General features: G+C 72.1%; 23 protein-coding genes. 11 read left to right on the top strand and 12 right to left on the bottom strand.

The window, feature by feature from the left end:
* Positions 1-209 precede the first annotated feature (209 nt).
* The 3 genes from AB0K67_RS32990 to AB0K67_RS32980 are packed head-to-tail and all read left to right on the top strand — an operon-like array spanning position 210 to position 3439.
* Complete coding sequence (locus AB0K67_RS32990) at positions 210-1121, top strand: sugar ABC transporter permease (protein ID WP_364068029.1); 912 nt, start codon at positions 210-212, stop codon at positions 1119-1121.
* Between the two features lie 12 nt (positions 1122-1133).
* Positions 1134-2075, top strand: coding sequence for a carbohydrate ABC transporter permease (locus tag AB0K67_RS32985; protein WP_364068028.1), 942 nt, complete (start codon positions 1134-1136; stop codon positions 2073-2075).
* Positions 2075-3439: a sugar ABC transporter substrate-binding protein gene (locus tag AB0K67_RS32980; protein WP_364068027.1), complete on the top strand. Its 1365-nt coding sequence runs from the start codon at positions 2075-2077 to the stop codon at positions 3437-3439. The genes AB0K67_RS32985 and AB0K67_RS32980 overlap by 1 nt, the downstream gene beginning before the upstream one ends.
* Positions 3440-3533: 94 nt before the next feature.
* Here AB0K67_RS32980 and AB0K67_RS32975 read toward each other — a convergent pair whose 3' ends face one another.
* Positions 3534-3782, bottom strand: coding sequence for a sensory rhodopsin transducer (locus AB0K67_RS32975; protein WP_364068055.1), 249 nt, complete (start codon positions 3780-3782; stop codon positions 3534-3536).
* 251 nt (positions 3783-4033) lie between these two features.
* Here AB0K67_RS32975 and AB0K67_RS32970 point away from each other — a divergent pair, with 251 nt between their 5' ends.
* The gene (locus AB0K67_RS32970; RefSeq protein WP_364068026.1) at positions 4034-5050 is read left to right on the top strand and encodes a hypothetical protein; all 1017 of its coding nucleotides are present in this window, start codon (positions 4034-4036) and stop codon (positions 5048-5050) included.
* Between the two features lie 118 nt (positions 5051-5168).
* Here the strand turns inward: AB0K67_RS32970 and AB0K67_RS32965 are convergent, their stop codons facing one another.
* Positions 5169-5501 carry a hypothetical protein gene (locus AB0K67_RS32965; protein WP_364068025.1) on the bottom strand — a complete coding sequence of 111 codons (333 nt, stop codon included), beginning with the start codon at positions 5499-5501 and terminating at the stop codon, positions 5169-5171.
* 133 nt (positions 5502-5634) lie between these two features.
* Here AB0K67_RS32965 and AB0K67_RS32960 point away from each other — a divergent pair, with 133 nt between their 5' ends.
* Entirely contained in the window at positions 5635-6042 is a 408-nt protein-coding gene (locus AB0K67_RS32960; protein ID WP_364068024.1) for a four-helix bundle copper-binding protein, read from the top strand.
* 102 nt (positions 6043-6144) lie between these two features.
* Here AB0K67_RS32960 and AB0K67_RS32955 read toward each other — a convergent pair whose 3' ends face one another.
* A complete protein-coding gene (locus AB0K67_RS32955; RefSeq protein ID WP_364068054.1) occupies positions 6145-6543 on the bottom strand; it encodes an ATP-binding protein in 399 nt (132 codons plus the stop codon).
* Between the two features lie 171 nt (positions 6544-6714).
* Positions 6715-7170 carry a helix-turn-helix domain-containing protein gene (locus tag AB0K67_RS32950; RefSeq protein WP_364068023.1) on the bottom strand — a complete coding sequence of 152 codons (456 nt, stop codon included), beginning with the start codon at positions 7168-7170 and terminating at the stop codon, positions 6715-6717.
* A gap of 80 nt (positions 7171-7250) precedes the next feature.
* Here AB0K67_RS32950 and AB0K67_RS32945 point away from each other — a divergent pair, with 80 nt between their 5' ends.
* The gene (locus tag AB0K67_RS32945; protein ID WP_364068022.1) at positions 7251-8741 is read left to right on the top strand and encodes an MFS transporter; all 1491 of its coding nucleotides are present in this window, start codon (positions 7251-7253) and stop codon (positions 8739-8741) included.
* A gap of 11 nt (positions 8742-8752) precedes the next feature.
* On the opposite strand, the gene AB0K67_RS32940 is transcribed toward AB0K67_RS32945, so the two are convergent.
* From AB0K67_RS32940 to AB0K67_RS32925, 4 genes are all read right to left on the bottom strand, one after another.
* On the bottom strand, positions 8753-10099 hold the full coding sequence (locus AB0K67_RS32940) for an MFS transporter (RefSeq protein ID WP_364068021.1): 1347 nt from the start codon (positions 10097-10099) through the stop codon (positions 8753-8755).
* A gap of 145 nt (positions 10100-10244) precedes the next feature.
* The gene (locus tag AB0K67_RS32935) at positions 10245-11420 is read right to left on the bottom strand and encodes an MFS transporter (RefSeq protein WP_364068020.1); all 1176 of its coding nucleotides are present in this window, start codon (positions 11418-11420) and stop codon (positions 10245-10247) included.
* Between the two features lie 91 nt (positions 11421-11511).
* The gene (locus AB0K67_RS32930) at positions 11512-12129 is read right to left on the bottom strand and encodes an NAD(P)H-dependent oxidoreductase (protein WP_364068019.1); all 618 of its coding nucleotides are present in this window, start codon (positions 12127-12129) and stop codon (positions 11512-11514) included.
* A complete protein-coding gene (locus AB0K67_RS32925; protein ID WP_364068018.1) occupies positions 12126-13187 on the bottom strand; it encodes an LLM class flavin-dependent oxidoreductase in 1062 nt (353 codons plus the stop codon). The genes AB0K67_RS32930 and AB0K67_RS32925 overlap by 4 nt, the downstream gene beginning before the upstream one ends.
* Before the next feature lie 188 nt (positions 13188-13375).
* On the opposite strand from AB0K67_RS32925, the gene AB0K67_RS32920 reads away from it, so the two are divergent.
* Both AB0K67_RS32920 and AB0K67_RS32915 read left to right on the top strand, forming a co-directional pair.
* Positions 13376-13849, top strand: coding sequence for a MarR family transcriptional regulator (locus AB0K67_RS32920; protein WP_364068017.1), 474 nt, complete (start codon positions 13376-13378; stop codon positions 13847-13849).
* Positions 13850-14021: 172 nt separating this feature from the next.
* Complete coding sequence (locus AB0K67_RS32915; protein ID WP_364068016.1) at positions 14022-14855, top strand: alpha/beta fold hydrolase; 834 nt, start codon at positions 14022-14024, stop codon at positions 14853-14855.
* 9 nt (positions 14856-14864) lie between these two features.
* On the opposite strand, the gene AB0K67_RS32910 is transcribed toward AB0K67_RS32915, so the two are convergent.
* The 4 genes from AB0K67_RS32910 to AB0K67_RS32895 all read right to left on the bottom strand — a co-directional run bounded on the left by AB0K67_RS32910 (position 14865) and on the right by AB0K67_RS32895 (position 17935).
* The gene (locus AB0K67_RS32910) at positions 14865-15203 is read right to left on the bottom strand and encodes a DUF3140 domain-containing protein (RefSeq protein ID WP_364068015.1); all 339 of its coding nucleotides are present in this window, start codon (positions 15201-15203) and stop codon (positions 14865-14867) included.
* Between the two features lie 4 nt (positions 15204-15207).
* Positions 15208-15435 (bottom strand): DUF2945 domain-containing protein, encoded by a 228-nt coding sequence (locus AB0K67_RS32905; protein ID WP_364068014.1) that lies wholly within the window; start codon positions 15433-15435, stop codon positions 15208-15210.
* A 92-nt stretch (positions 15436-15527) separates the two neighbouring features.
* Positions 15528-16829, bottom strand: a complete 1302-nt coding sequence (locus tag AB0K67_RS32900) for an HEXXH motif-containing putative peptide modification protein (RefSeq protein WP_364068013.1) — start codon at positions 16827-16829, stop codon at positions 15528-15530.
* On the bottom strand, positions 16826-17935 hold the full coding sequence (locus AB0K67_RS32895; protein WP_364068012.1) for an FxsB family cyclophane-forming radical SAM/SPASM peptide maturase: 1110 nt from the start codon (positions 17933-17935) through the stop codon (positions 16826-16828). Before AB0K67_RS32895 ends, AB0K67_RS32900 begins: the two co-directional genes overlap by 4 nt.
* A gap of 104 nt (positions 17936-18039) precedes the next feature.
* Between AB0K67_RS32895 and AB0K67_RS32890 the strand changes: the two genes are divergently transcribed.
* The 3 genes from AB0K67_RS32890 (at position 18040) to AB0K67_RS32880 (ending at position 22774) form a co-directional block, all read left to right on the top strand.
* A complete protein-coding gene (locus AB0K67_RS32890; RefSeq protein WP_364068011.1) occupies positions 18040-18222 on the top strand; it encodes a hypothetical protein in 183 nt (60 codons plus the stop codon).
* Between the two features lie 64 nt (positions 18223-18286).
* Positions 18287-21832: an FxSxx-COOH system tetratricopeptide repeat protein gene (gene fxsT / locus AB0K67_RS32885; protein WP_364068010.1), complete on the top strand. Its 3546-nt coding sequence runs from the start codon at positions 18287-18289 to the stop codon at positions 21830-21832.
* Positions 21833-21847: 15 nt separating this feature from the next.
* Entirely contained in the window at positions 21848-22774 is a 927-nt protein-coding gene (locus tag AB0K67_RS32880; protein WP_364068009.1) for a hypothetical protein, read from the top strand.
* The last annotated feature ends 461 nt before the right edge of the window (positions 22775-23235 follow it).

Here is a 23235-nt window from a genome sequence, read left to right as displayed (position 1 = left end):
GCCGCGCGATCGGCGATCCCTATCGCCCCGCCTCTCCGCACAATGTCCTATGGCAGGCGGTTAGCAAGTCTTGACATGACATGTCATAGGGAAACAGACTCTCCGCTAACCATTAAGCACTTGGCGTCAAACCGGAGATGTCCCTCAATGTCCGGGAAGGGTACGGATCGCCCCGCGCCGATCGTCCGGTGAGCGGCGTAGGAGAAACCATGGCCACCCCCACCAAGCTGGCGACCACCGGCACTCCCAAGCGACCACGCGACGACACGCGATTGGCGCTCCTGTTCATCCTCCCCGCGCTGATCGGCTTCCTGGTCTTCCTGCTCTGGCCGACGCTGCGCGGCATCTACCTCAGCTTCACCAAGTTCAACCTGCTCACGCCCGCCCGCTGGACCGGGCTGGACAACTACGTGCGCATGGTCGAGGACCCGGTCTTCTGGAACGCGCTGGGCGTGACCGTCTACTACGTGGTGGTCAACATCGGGATCCAGACGATCCTGGCGCTGATCATCGCGGTGCTGATGCAGCGGCTGACCCGCAAGACGTGGCTGCGCGGGCTGGTGCTGACGCCGTACCTCGTCTCGAACGTGGTCGCGGCGCTGATCTTCCTGTGGATCCTCGACTACCAGCTCGGCATCGGCAACACGGTCCTCGAGCTGCTCGGGCTCGACCGGATCGCGTTCCTCGCCGACTCCGCCTGGGTCATCCCGACCGTGGCGCTCATCAACGTCTGGCGGCACGTCGGCTACACCGCGCTGCTGATCTTCGCGGGCCTGCAGACGATCCCCGCGACCGTGTACGAGGCCGGCCGCGTGGACGGCGCCTCCGAGCTGCGCCTGTTCAGGAGCATCACGCTGCCGCTGCTGCGGCCCATCACGGCGGTCGTGCTGATCATCAGCGTCGTGGGCTCGTTCCAGGTGTTCGACACCATCGCGATCGCGACCAAGGGCGGCCCGGTCAACTCCTCGAAGGTGCTCCAGTACTACATCTACGAGGCCGCGTTCAGCCGCTTCCAGTTCGGTTACGCCTCGGCGATGTCCGTGGCGCTGCTGATCGTCCTGACGATCATCACGTTCCTTCAGTACCGGCTGACCCGGGCCGGCAGCTCCGATCTGGCCTAGGAAGAGTGTGACATGGCAACCGTCATGGCCCCCGCCCCGAGCGATGCCTCCGCCGCCGGTCACGAGCCGCCGCCGAAGCCCCGGCCCGGCATCGGCAGGATCCTCGCCTGGGCGTTCATGGTGCTGGTGATCTTCGCCAGTCTGTTCCCGTTCTACTGGGTGCTCAGGACCGCGCTGTCCGACAACAACGCCCTCTACGCGGGCAGCGACAGCCTGCTGCCCGTGCAGTTCTCCTGGGGCGGCTTCGAGCGCGTCTTCGGCCTGCAGACCGGGCAGGAGGCCATCGACGCCGGCGGTTCGGGACAGCCGTTCAACTTCTGGCGCTACCTGCTCAACTCGGTGCTCGTCGCGACCATGGTCACGGCCGGGCAGGTGTTCTTCTCCTCGATGGCCGCCTACGCCTTCGCCCGGCTGCGCTGGCGCTACCGCGAGCAGATCTTCGCGGTTTTCCTGGCCGGCCTCATGGTCCCGGCGATCTTCACGCTGCTGCCGAACTTCGTGCTCATCAAGGAGCTCGGCCTGATCGACACCGTGCTCGGCATCGCGCTGCCGACGATGCTGATGACGCCGTTCGCGGTGTTCTTCCTGCGCCAGTTCTTCCTCGGCATCTCCCGGGAGGTGGAGGAGGCGGCGATGGTGGAGGGCGCCTCGAAGGTGCGCATCTTCTTCAGGATCATCCTGCCGATGTCGGCCGCGCCCATCTCGACGCTGTCGATCCTCACGTACATCACCTCCTGGAACGAGTACTTCTGGCCGCTCATGGTCAGCTACACCGACAAGTCGCGCGTGCTCACCGTGGCGCTCGGCGTGTTCAAGTCGCAGAAGCCCCAGGCGGGCCCCGACTGGGCGGGACTGATGGCGGCCACGCTGGTGGCGGCGCTGCCGATGCTGCTGCTGTTCTTCGTCTTCGCCCGCCGTATCGTCAACTCCATCGGCTTCAGCGGGATCAAGTGATGCTCAGAAGAATCCTCCTGTCCGCGCTCCTGCTGACCACCACCGCCGCGTGCGGCACCGGCGGGAGCGGCGGGGCGAACGGCACCATCGAGTACTGGCTGTGGGACTCCGCGCAGCAGCCGGGCTACCAGAAGTGCGCCGACGCCTTCGAGAAGCAGAACCCCGGCCTGCGCATCAACATCTCGCAGTACAACTGGGACGACTACTGGTCCAAGCTGACCGCCAGCTTCATCGCCGGCACCGCCCCCGACGTCTTCACCGACCACCTGACGAAGTTCCCCCAGTTCGTCGACCTCGAGGTGCTGCGCCCGCTCGACGACCTCGGCCCGACCAGCGACATCAAGGACTCCGACTACCAGGCGGGCCTGGCCGAGCTGTGGAAGGGCAAGGACGGCAAGCGATACGGCGCCCCGAAGGACTGGGACACGATCGCGATGTTCTACAACGCCGACGCGCTCAAAGAGGCCGGAATCGACCCGGAGACGCTCGACGAGCTGACCTGGAACCCGCACGACGGCGGCACGTTCGAAAAGACCATCGCCCACCTGACCATCGACGCCAACGGCAAGCGCGGCGACGAGCCCGGCTTCGACAAGACCAAGGTCAAGAGGTACGGCCTCGCCGCCAACGGCGCCGGCGGCGACAACTGGGGACAGACGCAGTGGTCGGCCTTCACCGGCAGCGTCGGCTGGCAGCCCACCGACAAGAACCCCTGGGGCACCCGCTTCAACCTCGACGACCCGGTGCTCCACGAGACCCTGGAGTGGTACTTCGGGCTCGCCAAGAAGGGGTACATGGCGAGCTACGAAGCGATCGGCGGCACCAACGCGATCACCGCCGACAAGCAGATCCAGGCCGGCATCGCCGCGATGGGCCTGGACGGCTCGTGGACGATTTCGTCGTTCACCAAGCTCACCGACGCCGACGGCAAGAAGCTGAACATCGGCGTCGCGCCCACCCCGATCGGGCCGAAGGGCAAGCGGGCCTCGATGTTCAACGGGCTCGCCGACTCCATCACGACGTTCTCCGAGCAGCCGGAGAACGCCGCCAAGTGGGTCAAGTTCCTCTCCAGTGAGGAGTGCCAGAACATCATCGGCCAGTCCGGCGTGGTCTTCCCCGCCCGGCCCTCCGGGACGGAGCTGGCCATCGAGTACAACAAGAAGGAGCGCGGGCTCGACGTGTCGGCGTTCACCGACCACGTCAAGAACGGCACCACGTTCCCGCTGCCGGTGACCTCCAACGCGGCCGACATCTCGGCGCTGTCGAAGCCCGCGTTCGACGCCGTGTACATCGGGGACGAGCCGGTCAGCTCGCTCTCCAAACTGAACGATCAGCTCAACGAGCTGTTCGAGGTGGTCGGCTGAGCTGAGGGGCGGGCGCAGGCGCTCGCCCCCAGCCGTGTGGTCGGCCAGGCCGCACGCTCTCCCTGGGCGGGGCTTCGGGAGGGCACTCGGCGGGTCAGGCGGCGGGGCGGCCCACCTCGGGCACATCGTCGCCGGCCCGGTGCGGCCGCACGAGCACCGGCGCGTCCGACACCACCACGACGGAGTACACCGTCCCCGGCGGCAGGGCGCCCGCCAGCTCCTCCAGCGTCGCCGACCGGGTGCGCTGTGCCGGGAGCGTCACCCGGATCGGCCCGCGCGGCCGGCCGCCTCGCGCGCACAGCGTCAGCTCGACGTGCGCGGGGCCGGGGCTGGGGTTGAGCAGGCTCAGCCGGTCTCCGGGACGTCATCCGTCGGTGATCGTCATCTTCCAGCTCCCCGCCATGGTGCTCATGCGCCACTCCCGTTCTCCTGCCGCGGCAGCAGGCCGCTACCCCGGCGCGGCCCGCTCTATCACCCGGGTACGCCGTTCGTCCGGCATGGCCCGGCGGCTGCGTGGGCAGTAAACCTGCTACGACCGCCCTGACCAGGGACGACGTCGCCTTCGCCGGGCGCAGGGAAGGATGGCGATGCCGCATGAGAGCCGCCGTACTGCACGATTACGGGACGCCGCCGCACTACGACGAGTTCGACGAGCCGCGCCCCTCCGATGACGCCGCCGTCGTCGAGGTGGAGGCGGCCGGGCTCAGCCACCTCGACGTCGCCAAGGCGTCCGGCACCTTCTACACCGGGCCGCCGCCCCTGCCGTCGGTCGTCGGCAGCGACGGCGTCGGCCGCCTGCCGGACGGGCGGCGGGTGTTCTTCGACACGGTCGTGCCGCCGTACGGGTCGCTGGCCGAACGCGTCCTGGTGCCGTCCGGCGCGCTGTTCGACGTCGCCGAGGGGGTCGACAGCAGGATGGCGGCGGCGCTCGGCAACAGCGGCCTGGCCGCCTGGCTGGCGCTGGAGTGGCGGGCCGGGCTGCGGCCGGGGGAGACCGTCCTCGTCCTGGGCGCGACCGGCACGGTGGGGACGGCGGCCGTGCAGATCGCCCGCGCGCTCGGGGCGGGCCGGGTCGTCGCGGCGGCCCGGTCAAGCGAGCGCCTGCACCGCCTGGACGCGGACGCCGTCGTCGAGCTCGACGGCGCGGGCGGCGGCGGCGCGAGTGGCACCGATGGCCACGGCGGTGACGGCGGCAGGGGGGCCACCGGCGGCGGTGGTGAAGGAGCCGGCGGCGACCTGGTGGCCGCGATACGGGAGGCCACGGGTGGCGGGGCGGACGTCATCATCGACCCGCTGTGGGGCCCGCCCGCGCTGGCGGCGATGGGAGCGGCCCGCCACGGCGCCCGGCACATCCAGCTCGGCCAGCAGGCCGCCATGCGGATCGACCTGCCCGCGCCGCTCGTACGCTCGCCCGCGCTCGACATCTGCGGCTTCGCGATCTTCCACGCGCCTGTCGAGGTGCGCCGCGACGCCTACCTGCGGATGACCCGGCTCGCCGCGTCCGGCGGCCTCAAGCTGGACCTGCAGGTCGTTCCGCTCTCCGGCATCACCGGCGCCTGGGAACGCCAGCGCTGCGGCCCCGGCACCAAGCTCGTCGTCGCCTGCCATTGAAGAAGACCGACGCCCCGGCGGCAGACAGAACCGGGCCGGGCTCGCGTTGATGCTCGTGTTGGCGGGTCCTGTCGGGCCTGTGTCAGCGCTCGTGTTGGCGGGTCCTGTCGGGCCTGTGTCAGCGCTCGTGATGGCGGACCCTGTCGTGCGTGCTCAGGCACCGCCTGCCTTGGGCGGGAACGCCCGCGCCTCTCGTCATGCGCGCCCTGATGAGCCGGGCGGCGACGACGGCGCCGCAGGCTCCGGCGAGCAGCGCGGCCACCACCGCGGGCGCGGGCGCGCGCCGCCCCGCCACACGGCTCGCCATGCCGCCTGCCACGCTCCCGGCACGCCCGCCCGCGACGCTGGTCGTCACGACGGCGGCGGTCTCGGCGGCCGCCTCCCGGTCGAGCCGCCGCGTGTACGCCGTGTCGCGCTCGTCCCGCACCGGCTCCCCATGGTGCACTCGCATCACCACTACCTCCTTCGATACGCGCTCGGCAGCCCGCCATACCCGGAAAACACCCGGAAAACCGGCCGGCCGGGAACGCGTTAACGGCCCGCGCCCGCTGGGTAGCTGAAGGGTTCTGCAACGGGAGGCGACAATGACGTCACAGGTGGCGGAGATGCTCTCCGCGTACCCACAGGACCTCGGCCAGGTGGACCAGGACCGCCTCATCAGATGCATCGAGCAGTGCATGAGCTGCGCCCAGGCGTGTACGGCGTGCGCCGACGCCTGCCTGAGCGAGCCCGAGGTCACGGAGCTGGCCAAGTGCGTACGGGGCGACCTCGACTGCGCCGACCTGTGCGAGGCGACGGCACGGGTGCTGTCGCGGCACACGGGCTACGACGCGAACCTCACCAGGGCAGTGCTGGAGGCATGCGCGCTGGCGTGCAAGACGTGCGGGGACGAGTGCGCGCAGCACACCCACCACCCGCACTGCGTCACGTGCGCTCAGGCCTGCCGCGACTGCGAGCAGGCGTGCCGCGAGCTGATGGCCGCACTGGGCTGATCAAAAGCCGTGGCGGCCGGCGCCGTCAGGCTGGTCGGGGTCGTCGGGCCGGTCGGGGTCGTCGGGCCGGTCGGGGTCGTCGGGCCGGTCGGGGTCGTCGGGTCAGTCGGGGTCGTCGGGTCTGAACCTCATGAACAATTCGAGGCGCGACCGGCCGCCGGGATGGTCGAGCGCCACGCGATCGCAGACGCGCTGGATGACGAAGAGGCCCAGGCCGCGGCGCGGTGGCCAGGGCGGGGTGCCCCGGAGGTGCTCGTGGGTCAATGCGCCGCGCTCGTCCTCGACGTGCACGGTGATGCCGTCGGGGTCGCTGCGGGCGCTCACCGTGCCCGCCGCCTGGGCGTGTTCGAGCACGTTGCTCGCCGCCTCGCTGACCGCCAGGACGAGCGCCTCCGTACGTCGCCTGCTCAGGCCGGCCCCTGAGGCGAACGCGCCCACTGAAGCGCGGAGGAGGGCGAGATCGTCGTCGATCGGTACGCGCAGGCCGTAGGACTCGCCCATGGTCACCGCCTGATCCATCCCATCGGCCGCTTCTGTGACGAGCGCGTCGCTCGTCGTGTGCTCATCCCGTTGCCCGAAATCCTAAGCGCCGTCGTACGGCACTCGTCCGGACATTCACGGAAAGGTCTCCGGTGAGCGGCCCGATCCTGAGCCGGCGGACAGGGCGCGCCGCTATTCGACCTTCCGTACGCGGGTGGTGCCGGAGTCCAGAACGCCGCCGTCGGCGCCCACCGGCGTGACCTCGGGCACCGGGACGCCGTCCTTGTCCACCAGGATCGAATGGGGCTCGCCCGGCTCGAAGGCGTGCCGCTCGCCCCACTGGCGCAGGGTGACGATGACGGGGAAGAGGTCGCGTCCCGCGTCGGTGAGCACGTACTCCTGGCGGCGGCCCGACGGCGCGGCCCGCCGGGCGAGCAGCCCGTGAGCGGTCAGCCTGCGCAGGCGGTCGGTGAGGATGTTGCGGGCGATGCCCGTCCGCCGCTGGAACTCGGTGAACGACCGCGCGCCGTCCATCGCGTCCCTGATGACGAGCAGGCTCCACCGGTCGCCGACCAGGTCGAGCGCACGGGCGACCGGGCAGTGGGGGTCGGTCCAGTCGAGCTCGGGTACGCGCTCCGCGGTCGTCACCAGCACACCTCCAGTCGGTTGCAGATTGAAACCATTATGCCCTACGGTCGTGATTGGTTTCGAATTGCAACCAACGAGGGATGGGAGCGCGGCATGCGAGACGGGGCGCGATCGATGACTCGATCGATCAGCGGCGGCACTCGATCGACGGGTGGCGGGGCGCGATCGATCGGCGGCGGCACTCGATCGACGGGTGGCGGGGCGCGATCGATCGGCGGCGGCACTCGATCGATGGGTGGTGGCACTCGATCGATGGGCGATGGGGGCCGATCGATCGGCTGTGGTTCCCGATGAACGCCTGGCGGCGGGCGCTGCTCGCGGTGGTGTGCGGCGTCGCGGTGGCGAGCGTCTACGCCGCCCAGCCGGTCCTGGAGCCGATGGGGCGTGAGCTCGGCGTGCCCGCGGATCGCACCGGGTGGCTGGTCGCGACCGGCCAGCTCGGCTACCTCGCCGGGCTGGCGCTGCTCGTGCCGCTCGGCGACGTGCTCGACAGACGCCGGCTCATCGCCGCACACCTGGCGCTCACCGGCGCGGGCACGACCCTGACGGCCTTGGCGCCGGCAGGGTGGGCGGCGTTCGCCGGGCTCGCGGTGGCCGGGGTGTTCGCGGTCGTGGTGCAGACGACGGTGGCGTACGCCGCCTCGATCTCATCACCGGCGGAACGCGGACGCAGCATCGGCGTCGTCACCTCGGGCGTCGTGGTGGGCATCCTGGGCGCGCGGGTCGTCGCCGGCGCGTTGGCCGATGTGTGGGGGTGGCGAAGCGTCTACGCCGTGCTCGCGCTGCTCTCGTACGGCTTCGCGGCACTCGTGCTCGCGCTCCTGCCGAGTGAGGAACGTCGCCTGCGCGGGGAGGCTTCTGGGCTCGCGGCTCCGGTGCTTGCACTCCTGCCGGGAAGGAAGCGCCGTCGCCGGAGGGTGGACGCCTCGGGGCGAAGGCCGTTCGGGCAGCGGCTCTTTCTGACGCGCGGGCTCATCGCGTTCTTCCTTTTCGCGTCGTTCGGAACGCTGTGGAGCGGGCTCTCTCTGCCGCTGGCGGGCGCACCGTGGGGGCTGACCGAGAGCCAGATCGGGCTGTTCGGCGTCGCGGGACTCGCCGGTGCGCTCGGGGCCGCCCGCGCGGGACGGTGGGCGGACGCCGGACGCGCCGCCCCCGCGACCGGTCTCGCGCTCGCCCTGCTCATCTGCTCGTGGGCGGCCATCGCGCAGCTCCCGTGGTCGCTGTGGCTGCTCGTCGCCGGGATCGTGCTGCTCGACTTCGCCGTCCAGGTCGTACACGTGAGCAACCAGCACCTGCTCACCGCCGCCCACCCCGATCGCACCAGCGGCGTCGTCGGCAGCTACATGATCTTTTACTCGCTGGGCTCCGCGCTCGGCGCGGCCACGACCACCGCCGCCTTCGCCGCGTTCGGCTGGACGGGCTCCAGCCTCCTGGGCGCCGGTTTCGCCGCCTGCGCGCTGGCCGTGTGGGCGATCGGCCGCAGCCTGCCCGGCGATCGCGCGAACCCCGGATCGCGGTCCGCCGAACGCTGCTCGCTGACATCTCCGGCGGGATGCGACGGCCGAGGATGAGGCGCCGGCGCTCAGACGCTGCTCTCGGGTGCTGCGGCAGGCCCTGGCGCGGGAACCGCCAGTACGGCTACGGCCGCCAGCGCGGCGGCGACCGCACCCGCCAGGTACGGCAGCGCCGTCCCCGCGTCGAACAGCAGGCCCGCGAGCGCCGGGCCGACGACCCTGGCCGCCGCGGCGGCGGACTGGCCGGTGCCCAGGCGGGCGCCCCGGCGTTCCGAGGGGCCGCAGGCGGCCAGCAGGCTGGAGACGGTCGGGGTGAGCAGGCCGTGCCCGGCGGCCAGCAGGCAGACGGCGGCGAGGCCCTGCCACCAGGTGCCGGAGACGGCCACCGCGACCATGCACACGGTCATCGTGACCGCGCCGGCCGCCGCGACCCGGGAGTCGCCCCAGCGGCGGGCCAGCCACGGCACGAGCCCGGCCTGCGCGGCGGCCATCGCCACACCCGCCGCCGCCAGCGCCAGGCCGATCGAGGTGGCGTCCCAGCCGTAGCGGTCGCGGCCGAGGAACGCGAGTGTGGTCTCCATGCCCACGAACGCGGCCATCGCCAGAAACCCGGTGGCCGCAAGCAACGCCACCGGCGCCCGGCCACTGCTCTGCGCTGTTACGGCAGGCGCCGCACCGGCCGGCCTCGGGACCGCCCCGGCCCCGGCGCCGGCGTGGACCGTCTCGGGTGCGACCGGCTGACCGGATGCTCCGGGCTCGTGAGCGCCCGAAGATCCGGGCGTGCCGGCTTCAGGCGCGGCCGGGTGATCGGGCGTGGCGAGGGCGTGGGCCGGCGGCTGGCCGGGCGTGCCGATCGCGGCGGTCCGGGTGCGAGACGGTTCGGGCAGCCAGATCAGGGCGGCGATGAAGTTGAGCGCGGCCAGGGCCGCCGCCGCGTACGCGCATGCCGCGAACCCCAGCGGCGCCAGCAGCCCGCCGAGCGCGGGACCCAGCACGAAGGCCATCCCGATGGACGCCCCCATCTGCGCCATCGCCCCCGTACGCCGCTCCTCGGGCACCACGTCGGCCAGGTACGCCTGCGCCACGGAGATGCTCCCGCCGCTCGCCCCCGCCACGACGCGGCAGGCCAGCAGCGCGGGCAGAGAAGCGGACAGCCCGGTCAGCGCCATGGACACGGCGGTGCCCGCCAGTGCGAGCAGGACGAGCGGGCGCCGCCCGTACCGGTCGGACAGCCGGCCGAGCAGCGGCGCGGCGACGAGCTGTGCCACGGAGTACGCGCTCATCAACGCCCCGAACCACAGCCCGGTCGCGCCCAGCTCGGTGGCGTAGAACGGCAGCGCGGGCAGGATCAGGGTGAAGCCGAGCAGATCGACGAAGACCGTGGCCGAGATGATCAGCTGCGCCGGGCGCCGCATCGTGTCCCCTCCCTGCGGGTGCGCCACCGCTGTCTCACGGCGGTAACTCTACAGCCTGTAGTAGGCGCCCATTCCATGGATGACCGCCCCAACCTGCGCGTTCGCTTCTCAGAACGCCCGCCGCGCACAGCCGGCCCCCGCCGGGTCAGGTCGAAGCGGCGGCGCGGCGGGTGTCCACGGCGGAGGCGAGGAACGCGGCGCAGGCGACGAAGGCGAGCACCACCAGCATCGCCGGCCGCAGCCCCCAATGATCGCCGAGAAAGCCGAGACCGGGCGGTCCGACGAGGAAGGCCACGTACCCGATGGTGGCGACGAGGCTGACGCGGGCGGTCCCCTCCGGCCCGGTCTCGCCCGCGGCCGACAGCGCGACGGGGAAGCCGAGCGACGCGCCCAGACCCCAGAAGAGCACGGCGGCCCCGGCAAGGACCGCGCTGTCGGAGAAGATCACCAGGAGCAGGCCGATCGCACCCGAGACGGCGCTGGCGCGGACGACGAGCGTGCGGCCGAACCGGTCGAGTGCGTACGTGCCGCCGAACCGGCCGAGCGTCATCGCGGCGGCGAACGCCGTGTAGACCAGAGACCCGGAGGCGGCGTCTACGCCGTGCCCGTCCACCATGAGCAGCGGCAGCCAGTCGTTGGCCGCGCCCTCCGCCAGCGCCATCGCCAGCACGATCGCGCCGATCATGAGCAGCCGAGGCTCCTTCCAGATCTGCGCAGCCCGCCCGCCGGCCCGACCGGCCTCCTCCAGCCTGCCGGTGCCCGCGGGGATGGCGCGGATGGCGTACAGGAAGAGCGCGAGCGAGAACGCGGTGACGGCGGCCAGGTGCCAGTGCGCGGGAAGCCGGGCGGCGGTGGCCGCGATGCCGATCCCGGCGCCGGCCACCGTGCCCAGGCTGAAGCATCCGTGCAGGGTGGGCATCGTGGTCTTGCCGGTGACGCGCTCGACGTCGGTGGCGTCCACGTTGACCGCCACGTCGCCGGCGCCCACCCCCGCCCCGAACCCGAACAGCCCCGCCACCACCAGCGGCACCGACGACAGCAGGGTGCCGGTGCTCAGCACGGCCAGGCTCGCGACGAGTACGGCGGTGCCGCCCGCGATGACCGGCCGGGTGCCGAAGCGGGAGGTGAGCCGCCCCGAGCAGAGGATGCCGGCCATCGAGCCGAGCGACAGGCCGAACAGGATCCAGCCCATCTCGCCGGTGGACGCCTCCAGCCGGTCACGGATGTCGGGGGTGCGGGTCACCCACGACGACAGGGCGATGCCCGGAAGGAAGAAGAGCAGGAACAGTGCCTGCCGGCGCCGGCGGGTGGCGAGGTCCATGCAGGGGGTCTCCGGGCTCGGGGCGGCCGATGTACCCCTGCATGCTATGGGTGATCTCTCACGATAATTCGGGCGGGGTGTGCTGAAACGGTCAGGTCGCCGCCGGTGCCGACACCGGGCCCGCCGGCGTCGGCGCGGGGCCGGTCGCTGCCGCGGCGGGGCCCGTCGCGCGGGAGCGCAGCAGGTCCGCCACGTCCCGGAGACCGACCTCGATACGTCCGTGGACGCGCGGGTTGAGCAGGGTCGTGCCGTCGAAGTCGCCGGACGAGGCGAAGACCGCCACCGGCACGGTCAGCGCCTGGAAGAAGCCGAACAGCGGCCGCATCGCGTGTTCCAGCACGAGCGCGTGGTGCTCGCCCCCGCCCGTCGCGGCCAGCAGCACGGGTTTGTTCGCCAGCGCGTACTGCTCCACGAGGTCGAAGAAGTGCTTGAACATGCCCGGGTACGAGCCCCTGAACACCGGCGCCGCGGCCACCAGCAGATCGGCGCCCTCGGCCAGCCGCAGCGCGGCCTCCACCTCCGGCGGGACGTCGTCACGCTCGATCGCCCCGGTGAAGCCGGGGCCGAGCCGGTAGACGTGCACGCGGGACACCTCGATCGGCGTCATGCGCCCCAGCGTGCCGAGGATGACGTCCACGAGTCCCATCGTCTTGGACGGCTCGCTCGGGCTGCCGTTCACGACGACGACCCGCAAGGTCGCGCCCGTCACGCCGCGCTCCTCTCGCGCCGCGCCACCTCGTCGCGCACGATGGGCGCCACCTCGGTGCCGAGACGTTCGATGGCCGCCAGGTGCTCCTTCTGCGGCATGCCGCCGAAGCCCATCTGGATGATGGCCCGCGTCACGCCGTACAGCTCGTGGTAGGCGAGCAGCTTGCCGGCGACCTCCTGGGGGCTGCCGACCAGCAGCCCGGCGGCGGGCGTGGCCTGCGCGTCGAACACCGGCCTGGACAGCGGGTAGCCGGCGCCGCGCTGGTGGTTGTTGTCCATCATGCCCTTGGCGAAGTAGGGGTACATGGTGTCGCGGGCGTCCCGGCTGGTGCGCCCGACGTACCCGTGGGCGTTGATGCTGACGCGCAGCGCCGACGCGTCGTGCCCGGCCTGCGCGGCGGCGGCCCGGTACAGCCTGACCGTCTCCTGGTGCAGGGTCATCGGCCCGAGCAGCAGCGCCAGCGCCATCGGCAGGCCCAGCCTGCCGGTGCTGATCGCCGAGGCGGGCGAGCCGCCGACGCCCACCCAGATCGGGATCGTCTCGCCGTCGGCGCGCGGCGCGATGTCCGCATCGACCAGCGGCGGGCGGAAGCGGCCCCGCCAGGTCAGGGGGTTGCGCCCGCGGATGGCGAGCAGCAGGTCCAGCTTCTCGCGGAACAGGTCCGCGTAGTCCTCTAGGTCGTAGCCGAACAGCGGGAAGGACTCGGTGTACGAGCCGCGCCCGGCGATGATCTCGGCCCGTCCCTTGGACAGCAGGTCGATGGTGGCGAACTGCTCCCACACGCGTACCGGGTCCTCCGAGCTGAGCACGGTGACCGAGCTGGTGAGCCTGATCCGCTCGGTGCGCTCGGCGGCGGCGGCCAGCAGGATGGACGGCGCCGAGCCGACGAAGTCGGACCTGTGATGCTCGCCGACGCCGAAGACGTCCAGGCCCACCTGGTCGGCGACCTGCGCCTGCTCGATCGTCTCGCGGACGCGCTGCCTGGGGGAGGGATGGTGCCCCGTCAGGGGGTCCTCCGTCAGCTCGCCGAACGTCATGATGCCGATCTCGAACGGCATGTCGTCTCCTCTCCACATGCGCCCGGTACTCTCCGGACATCTGCATTAATCTGCTTGCGCAGGCAATTATTCCGCGAGGTTTCGCTGGTACAAGGCGGGATGGTGCTGAACGGTGCTTCGTAAGCTTTGCTGTGCAGGCAGATACGCGCGGCTGGCGCACCCGTACGCGGGCCGATACGGTGCTGCCCATGGCGACGGAAAGGCTGGACGAGCTCGAGGACGCGGCCTGGCGGGGGTTCCTGGTCACCCATGACCGCATCTGGCGGGAGATCGAGGCCGGGCTCGCGCCGCTCGGCGTGAGCATGGCCGAATACAGCGTGATGGCGCTGCTGGGGGAGGCGGGCCGCAAGGGCATGCGCATGTCGGAGCTGGCGCAGCGGCGGCTGATGTCCAGCGGCGGGTTCACCCGGCTGGCCGACCGGCTGGAGCGCCGGGGGCTCATCGAACGGCGGCGGTCGGCCGACGACGGGCGCGGCTTCGAGGTCTACCTCACCAAAGAGGGCCGGGCGCTGCTGCGCAAGGCGTGGCGCCGCCAGCACGAGGACCTGCGCAGGCTCTTCTTCGACCGGCTCGATGACGACCACCTGCGCAGCCTCGCCGAGATCTGGGCCAGGCTCGCCCCCACGGACGACGACAAGGCGTCACTCGAACACCCCTCCTGACGGCGCCGGCCCCGCCCATGGTGCCCGGCCTGTCGTGCGGGACCGGCGCGCCAGGGCCCGGCCTGACGTGCGGGACCGGCGCGCCAGGGCCCGGCCCGTCGCAGGCGCCGCGAGCCCGGCCTGGGAACATTTCTGCAATACGCCGCACCCGCCGCCCGGCACAGTGGCGGGCATGACCGTTCACGAAGACGGGCCGCGCGTGCTGGGCGGCCCCACCGAGAGCCGCACCCTGCGCCTGGACGACGGAGACCTCCATGTCCGCCAGGACGGCCCGCGCGACGCCCCCGCGCTCCTGCTCATCCACGGCTCCGCAAGCTCGCTGCGCTCGTGGGACGCGCTCGTCCCGCCGCTCGCGGAGACGTACCACGTCATACGGATCGACCTGCTCGGACACGGCAGGTCGGGCAAGCCGGACGACCGGAGCTACGCGACGGAGGACCAGGCGCGCCGCGCCGGAGAGGCGCTGGACCGGCTCGGGATCGAACGCGCCACCGTGGCCGGGCACTCCAGCGGCGGCGTGGTGGCGACCGCGCTCGCCGAGCAGCGGTCCGGCCTGGTGGACGCGCTCGTGCTCATCAACACCGGGCCGAGCCTGGAGGCGTTCATCCCGCAGGAGCCGCTGCCGCTCTCACCGGACCGCTGGCCGCCGGACGACGAGCAGATCCGCAGGTTCGGCGGCACCGGCTTCAGCCGTCCCGGCTTCGAGGTCCCCCAGGTGCTCCTGGACGAGGTGCGCCTCATGACCTTCCACTCGCTCACCACGACGATGCGGGAGACCACCGAGTACCTGCGGCGGCGGGCGCTCCCCGACCGGCTGGCCGGGCTCGGCAAGCCGCTGCTGGTGGTGTTCGGCGCGGACGACCGCAGGTGGCGCTCGTCGTCCGCCGCCGATTATCGCGCCGTGCCCGGGGCCAGGGTCGAGCTGCTGCCCGGGATCGGGCACACCCCGATCCTGGAGGACCCGCCGGGTACGGCCGCACTCCTGCTGGACTTCCTCGAACGCTGACAGCCGCGCTCACTTGAGCGGGTCGTGACCCCAGTTCATCAGCGAGTAGCGCCACTTGGTGTTCCTGACGTCCCCTGAGGGCCGCTGCGCGAGGTGCCGGTGAATGTAGCCGAGCACCTTGCGCATGTGGGCGTAGTCGTCGTCGGTCAGTTCCGACTTCTTGGCCCGCAGAAGCCGTACGATCCTGCGCCCCGACTCGTGGCCGGTGGACTCGCCGCCGCCGTCCTTCTGGCCGACCGCCTTGGACTCGTCGGTCTCCAGCCACTCCTCCAGCTCCCCGGCGGTCATGTTCACCGCCTCGCCGAACTCCTTCGCGATCGCCGCGCGGTCCTCGCTCACCGCGACCATCGGCTCACCCCTCGTCCTCGTGCAGCGCCGACGGCTTGTGCACGGCCTTCTTGCCGCTCTTCTCGCTGCGCACGACGTACTGGGGCTCCTCCGGCGAGGCCGCGACCGTGCGGCCGGCCTCCTCCTGCCGGCTGGTGACCTTCTTCTCGACCTTGCCATGGGCGGTGGAGCCGTGACTCTTCCAGGTGACCTCGTCACCCACGGACGGCACCTGCTTCCGCTTCTTCGTCATGATCTGCGCCCTACCCGCGCAGCCTTGCGGCGTCGTCGGCGGCGGGCACGGATAGGGCACGGATACCCCCAAGCCGAGGTCAAGGCCGGGGCTCAGCTTCTGTGGCGGGCGACCCACTGAAGCCGGTGCCGGGCGGCAGCGCGGCGGGCCCGCGCCGAGGCCTCGGCGGGGACGCGCTCGGCCCGCCAGGCCGCCAGCGTCTCGAGCATGCCCCTGACGAAGCGGCGGCCGAGCGGTGTGAGCGCGCCGCCGGCGAGCAGAGTCAGGCACACCTCGTACGCGGCGTCCCGCCAGCGCGCGAACTCGCTGTGCGCCACCTCGGGGTCTGCCGCCACGTGGCGCTCGGCCCGCCAGAACCCGGCCACCCCCATGTGCGCGTACGCGCCCTGCAGCAGCGCCGCCGCCGGGCGTGGATCGTCGCGCCACGGCGCGTAGTAGTGGTCACGCACGCCCGGGCGTACCAGGTCGAACAGGTCCATCAGCATGGTCAGCTTGGCGTGCTGAACCTCGTGGGCCAGCGTGAGCGCGGCGGACCTGGTGTCGTGCGGCCGCGACATGGCGACGCTGCCGTACGCCGTCCTGGCCGTCGCGCTGCGCGTGCCCGCCTCCGGAGGCGAGATCGGCACGACGACCTTGGTGACCTCCCGCAAGGCTCGCGCGACGCCCGGGTGACGGGCGTTGAGCAGCCGCATCGCCCGCCGCAGCCGCGTGCCCCAGGCCGCCGCCTCCGGACCGGCCAGCCGCTCCAGCGGCGGGATCGGCCCGGGGAAGCGCCACGGGTCCACGTCGTCGAGCAGGAACCCGGCATCCCGCACGCCCTCCCATCGAGCCCTCTCTCCGTGGGCGCCGCCTGCCTCGGCATCCGCGCGGAGCACGCGGGGCAGCGGGAAGCGCTCGCCGGCCACGTCCAGGCGGGCGGCGCCGGAGCCGTCCGCGACCAGCGCGACCGGCTCGCCGGCCGCGATACCCGGCAGCACCAGCCGCCCGAGGCCGGGCAGCTCCGCCGCGCCCGCATCCGTGTGGAAGCGGACGGTCAGGGGCAGCCGGGCGAGCAGGACGGCGGCGGCGGCCACGGCGGCGAGCCGGTGTGGCGCCGCGTCGTCGGCCCCGCGCTCCAGGGCCGCCACCGTGGCTGAGGCCCACGTGCCGAGCAGCGGATAACCCAGCGTCTGCGCCGCCGCCGCGGGGGCGGCCCGATGGACGTGCGTGAGCAGCCGGTACCCGTCGGCCGCCGCCTGTGCCCCCAGATGTCCGAGCTCGCGGCTGCGGGTGGCCACGGCATGCAGGAGCAGCGTGTTCTTGCCTCGCTCCATCGCGGCGGGCGCGCCGGGCCAAGCGCCGCCGTGTGCCAGCTCGTCGAGCGCCGCGGGAGGCAGCACAAACTCGCGGATCATCCGCACAGCCGGGCCAGGTCGCCGGACAAAACCGAGCCGATGTGCCCGATCAGCCGGTAGAGGTCGGGGCAGTAGACACTGGGCCGGTCGAAGCCGGCGCCGTCGCGGTAGCGGTGCGCGACGTGCCCGCCGCCGCACACCCGCACGTGCGGGCAGGACAGGCAGGCGGCCGGCGGCGGTCGGTGCACCGCCGCGCCGGGCAGGCCGAAAACCGCGTCGAACGGATCGGTGGCCACGTGCAGCCCGGTACGGGCCGCGCCGTGATAGGCGGACTTGAGCGCGTCGCTCTGCTCGATTGAGCCGTCGCTCTCCACCACCACGACGGCCGCCGGCTCCGGCCCGACGCCCTCGGTGCCTGACCGGCCGCCCAGGTACAGCGTGAGGATCGCCTCCAGGATGCGGACCGAGGTCTCCGGGGGCGATGCGCCGTACCACCGGTCGAAGACGGCGACCAGCCAGTCCCCGTACGGGGTGCCGCCCCCGGGCACGCGCCCAGGAGGCGGCTGCGACCAGTTGCCGTGGGGCAGCAGGAAGTCGATGGCCGGCGGTTTGAGCGCGATCAGTTCCTCGTATACCTCCACGGGGTCGTTGCGCAGGTCGATCGTGCACAGCAGCCCGGCGAAGCGGCCCTCACGGGCGGCCAGCGCCTCCACGCCCGCCCTGACCCGGTCGTAGCTGCCCCGCCCTGTACGGGTCTTGCGGTGCCGATCGTGGGCGGCGCGCCCGCCGTCCATGCTGACGCCGACTCGGACGGCGAACTCGTCGAAGAGGTCGAGGACGGCAGGGCCGAGCCGTAGCCCGTTGGTCTGGACGGTCAGGTTGGCGCGTACGGACATCCCGGAGAAGACGGCGAGCAGGGTACGCAGGTGGGCGGGGCCGCACAGCAGCGGCTCGCCGCCGTGCAGAACGACGTTGACCGAGCGCAGGCCGTGTGTCGCCGCGTGCTCCTCGATGCGGGCGGCCGTCGCCGACGCGATCGCGGCGCTCATCATGCGGGGACGGTGGCGCCAGCTCTGGTCGGCGGATTCGTAAACGTAGCAATGATCGCAGGCCAGATCACAACGGCTGTGAACTTTGAGAACGAATGTGCGAAAACTCTCCGGCATGGCTGCGGGAAATAAATGCACTGCCATCCAATTCTCGGGGAAACGCTCACCGGATAATATCGCGTTAACCGGAAATTGCCTACGATTTCGGCCCTGGGGGACAGGTGGAGGAGATTTTCCGTTCGGAGCTGCCGGATCTGCCGGAACTCGACCTCGACGTGGTCGCCCGGCTGCCCGACAGTGCGCTGAGCCGCGCCGTACGGCGGTTGCTGGCGGACGCGGGCGATCCGTCGGAGACTTATTTCCTCGGCCACGACACGTGCCTGCCCGGCACGGGCAAGGATTAGGTCGGTGGGCCCGGTCTCGGCATAGTGCGAAGCAGCGGCGGTGGAGACGATGACGAATGCTCGCGTGATCGGTTTTTTCTCGACCCGGGCCGGTCTCGGCCGCACCATGGCGCTGTGCAACTGCGCGCTTCTTCTCGCCGAGGCGGGAAAACGTGTTCTCGTCCTCGACGAGGAGCCACAGGCACCCGCTTTGTGGCACCATTTGAGCCGTTTCCTCCCCGAGCGCCCGGCCGAACCGCGGACGGTGGGGCCAGGTGACTGGTCCGCCCTGGAGATCGCCACCGAACTGCCCGGCCGGTCCGTGTGGCACGCGGTGCCGTCCGCCGGGGAGATCGACGCCTCCGCCCCCTACGACTACGTCCTGGTCAACCTGCGGCCGGGCCTGGAGCCGTCGCCGCTCATCCGTTCCTGCGACCACGTGGTGATCTGCTTCTGGCTCAGCCCGTACGGGATAGACGAGGCCGCGACGGCGGCTCGCCGGATACAGCGGGCGGGCACCCCCGTCACGCCCCTGCCCACCATGGTCTCCCCCGACGGTGACGACCTGCTGCAAGACGCCCGCCGCCGGGCCACCGGGGCCTTCGGCACGGACATCGCCGTCGAGGTGCCCTACGACAGCGCCGCCTACTTCTCCGATGACCTGGCCGTCATCAGCGAGCCGCCCGGCTCCGGCGGCACCCAGCGCGCCGCCTACGAGCGCCTGGTGGAGCTGCTCAGCGGTGGCGCGGTGACGACGCTGCGCCAGGTTTCGGTCGTTTCCGCGCCCGGCTACGACGTGTGGGGAGAGTGGATCGGCGCCCAGGTCGGTCTGTGGGGCGTCCCCACCGACATCGTCGGCAAGGACGACTACCTTGAGCGCACCCCGGTCGACCTGCTGGCCGGCGACACGCACACGGCCGTGATGTTCGTGGGCCCGGCCGGCGAGCCTACCGGCTTCGACTGGCGGCGCCGCCACGATCGGCCCGCCCCGATTCCCGGCCGAGGGCTCATCCGCGTGCTGGTGGACGGCAAGAGCGCGGGCGAGCCCCAGGCAGGCGAGATGGAGCTGGACCTGCGCGGCCTGGACGAGGCGGAGGCCGCCGACGCGCTGCAGGCCACGCTCGGCGTCGGGGGCGCGTTCGTGGCCGGCGGCGAGGGCGCGGGCACGGCCCGCTTCCCCGGCCGGCCGCCCGACCTGTCGAACCTGCCGCAGCGCAACGACGAGTTCGTCGGCCGACGCAAGCTGCTGGCGAGCCTGCGCGCCGCGCTCGGGCCCCGGTGGGACCGCACCGGCCGCTGCGTGCTCCAGGGCGCGGCAGGCCGCGGCAAGAGCGCCCTGGCCGCCGAATACGCCCACCGCTTCCGCAGCGCGTACGACGTCGTGCACTGGGTGCACGCCGAGGACACCTACACCGCCCGCGAGGGCCTGCGCCGGCTGGGCCAGGAGCTGGGCCTGCCGCCGCGCGAGGACGCGGTGACCACGCTGCGAGAGCACCTGGCCACTCCCCATGCGGGCCGCTGGCTGCTGATCTTCGACGAGGCCGACCACCCCGAGGAGATCCTTGATCTCATCCCGCAAGGTCCGTACGGCCATGTCGTCGTGACCTCGCGCGCGGATGGCTGGCCGGACGGTTTCACCCGCGTCGAGGTCGGCGGCCTGTCCACCGCGGACGCCGTCGAGCTGCTGACCTCGGGCGACGAGCTGCTCAGCGAGGACGGCGCGGCAAGGGTGGCCGAGGCCGTCGAGCGCCTGCCGCTGGCCGTCACCATGGCCAGGGCGTGGCTGGCACGGCAGCTGAGTAGCGCGCAGCGGCCCCGCCGCACGATCGAGGACCTGCGCACGATCACCGTCGACCGGTTCCTGTTCACCTACGAGCGGATCAAGCGCGAGCTGCGTGAACGCGGCCGCCCCGACGACGTGCACGCCGTTTTGGTCGAGATGATGCTCGACCTGCTGCACGGCGTGCCGGGCGGCACGGGCGCCCCCTGGCTGCTGGAGGCGCTGACCTTCGTCTCCTCTGACGGTGTCCCGCTGAGCCTAGCCCACTCCACCGCCTCACGTGACTACGCGGTCTCGCTGGTCCACGAGTACGGCGACGGCTTCATGGTCGACGCCCTGCTGCGGCTGCTGCACGTGCACGCCCTGGCCAGGGTGGAACCGGGGCCGGGCGGCCGGCTGCGCGTGCACCGTGTGACCGCGGCCCTGGTCCGCGCCCGCATGTCTGCCGGGCAGGTCGAGGAGCGCCGCCACCATGTGCTCACGCTGCTGGCCAGGCACGCACCCGCCGACACCGAGGGGCCGGACGCCGCCATGTATCTGGAGCTGGCCAAGCACGTCTTCCCCACGGGCGCTCTCGAATGCGCGGACGAGATGGTGCAGCGCTGGATCATCGGGCAGGTCCGCTACCTGTTCCTGCTAGGCGATCGCAGCGCATGGGAACAGGCGGTCGCCATCGGCGACGGCGCGCTGCGGAGCTGGACCGCCCCCGGCGCCGGGACCAAGCCTGAGCTGGTCAACCGGCTGCGCATGGAGCTGGCCAACACCTACCGCATGCTCGACCGGCCCCAGACCGCCCGGGCCCTGTCCCACCAAGCGCTGCAGGCCTTCAGCCTGGCCAGGCGCGACCACCCGCTCAAGTACATCGCTGCCCAGGTCCACGCGGCCGACCTGCGGGCGGCGGGCGACTTCGAGGAGGCCTACCACTGGGACTCGGTCGCCTACGGGGGCATGAACCGGGTGTTCGGGCCCGACCACGAGTGGACGAGCAAGGCGCTCAACAGCCTGGCGCTGTCCGCCTCGCTCAACGGCCAGCCGCACCGCGCGTACGAGCTGGCCAAGCAGCGCATGGACCGGCGGCGCGCGCTGTTCGGTGACAGCGACCTAGGCCTGCTGCGGACGGCGCAGACGGCCGGCGTGCTCCTGCGCGACCTGGGCAGGTACGCCGAGTCGTACGAGCTGACCCGCGCGGCCGCCGATCGGCTCGCCGGCCTGAGCGCCAAAGGGCAGCCGCGCACCATGCTCATGCTTCGGATGCAGGCCAGCCTCGCGGCGGCCGAACGAATGCTCGGGCGCTCGTTCGAAGCGCTGGCCCGCGACCGGGAGACGCTGGACGAGCTGCGCTCCCTGCTCGGCGCGACCCACCTCTACACGCTGATCTGCCAGGCCGGCCTGGCCGCCGACCTGCACGCACGGGGCGAGCACGCCGCCGCGGCCGGCAATGCGCGGCAGGTGGTCGCCGGGCTCGCCGCCATGCAGGCCGATCACCCCTTCACCCACGCCGCCCGGGTCAACCTGGCCATCTACCTGGCCGCGGCCGGAGCCGAGACCGAGGCGCTGGAACTGGCCGGGCAGGCCCACCGGGCGCTGCACAAGCGGCTGGGGACCCGGCATCCGTACACGCTGGCCGCCGCGGTGACGCTGGCGGACCGGCTGGTGCGGGACGACCCGGCGCAGGCCCTGGTGCTGGAGGAACGGGCGTGGGACCGCCTGGCCAGGATCTACGGCCCCGGGCACCCGCGCACGCTCGCCGTGCAGGAGAACCTGACCAACACCCGGCGCCGCGTGGTCGGCCATCCGGGGGCGGAGGACGTGCCCCGTCACGCCGCCGAGATCGAGATCCTCGGGAACTAAGATGCGGGAGGCCATGTGAGGACGACGCGCTCGCCCTTCGCCCATGCCGGGCACGAGCGGCTGATCACGTTCTGCGAGGAGGCGCTGCCAGGCCTGCCGGACGCCCAGGTGCTCGCCTTCTACGACCGCGGCTTCCACATCTTCACCATCGCGCAGGCGGACGACGAGGAGCGCGCGGCCCTGGAGCGCGCCTTCCGCCAGCTCGTCAACGAACACGTCCGCTTCGACGGCCTGCTACGCGGCTTCGGCACCGGCGAGCTGATACGCACGTTCGTGGTGACCGAGGACGCGGCCGTGCAGTGCGGGCACGTCTTCGAGGAGGAGTTTCTAATCGGCGTGACCCGCGACCTCGACGCCGCCGACGCCATGGACGAGCAGGTCTCCCGGCTCGTCACGCGCATCAGGAAGGAGGTCTACCTACAGGCCGACCAGCTCCCCGGTGGCCGGCACGGCCCCCGGGACCGGCCCGGCATCGCCACGCAGGTGCTCAGGACCACCGCGGGCGAGGGGGCCGATCCCGCGCTGATCGCCGACCTGGAAAGCTGCCTCGGCTCGCTCGCCTGTGTCGACGACCTGCACTACGTGGCCGTCTACCGCGACTGGCGCTTCCTGTGCGCGGCCGACGTCCTCGACAGCCCGGCGCTGGCGCCGTGGTTCGGCGGTGCGGCGGGCGGTGAGGGGGCGCGCAAGATGTATCAGGACTTCGCCGCCCGGCTCCGCTCCGATATGCCGGAGCTGGCGTACGCGCTGCGGCAGCTCTCGGAGGCGCCGCTGCGGCGGCTGGTCCTCGACGTCGTCTCAGGCGCACTCTACGTCTACCCGCTGCCCGGCACCCGGGGGTTCGTGGCCGGTCTCACCGTGTTCCAGCCGGAGGTCTTCGCCGCCGAGAACCGGCTGCGCGAGGGGCTGCACCGGATCGGCGAGCTGCTGGGGACGGGCTGATGTGGCGGCGCGGCCCATGGCCGGATGACCCGCGAGCGGCTACCGTCGCGTAGGGGCCCGGCCACGAGGGGAGAGGGCGTGCGTCCGTTACTGAACGACCCCGCCGCCGACCGGCTGGCGAAGGGAGTCGGCGTGGCACTGGCCGGCTGGGCCTTCGCCGCCCTCGGACTGGGCAGCCATGCCGGGCATCCGGTCTTCCTCTACGGTGTGACGGCCCTGCTCTGCCTCGGCCTGTACGGCAGCGTGCACGGCATCGACAAGGAGTCGGTCGCCGGTGACGTCAGGACGGTCGTGCTCGCGGTCACCGTGGGCGTGCTGCTGAAGACGGCGCTGATCGCGAGCGTCATGTGGCTGTTCTTCGGCGAACCCGCCGTCGTCCTGCTGGCGCTGGCGGTCGCCCAGATCGACCCGCTGTCGGTCGGCGCGCTGATCGGCCGGGCCCGCATGTCGCCGCGCGCCAG

The sequence above is a fragment of the Nonomuraea sp. NPDC052634 genome, from assembly GCF_040678535.1.
Lineage (GTDB): Bacteria > Actinomycetota > Actinomycetes > Streptosporangiales > Streptosporangiaceae > Nonomuraea > Nonomuraea fastidiosa.
Note: the sequence above shows the minus strand (reverse complement) of the source record. Positions and strands in the feature narration are given on the sequence as shown.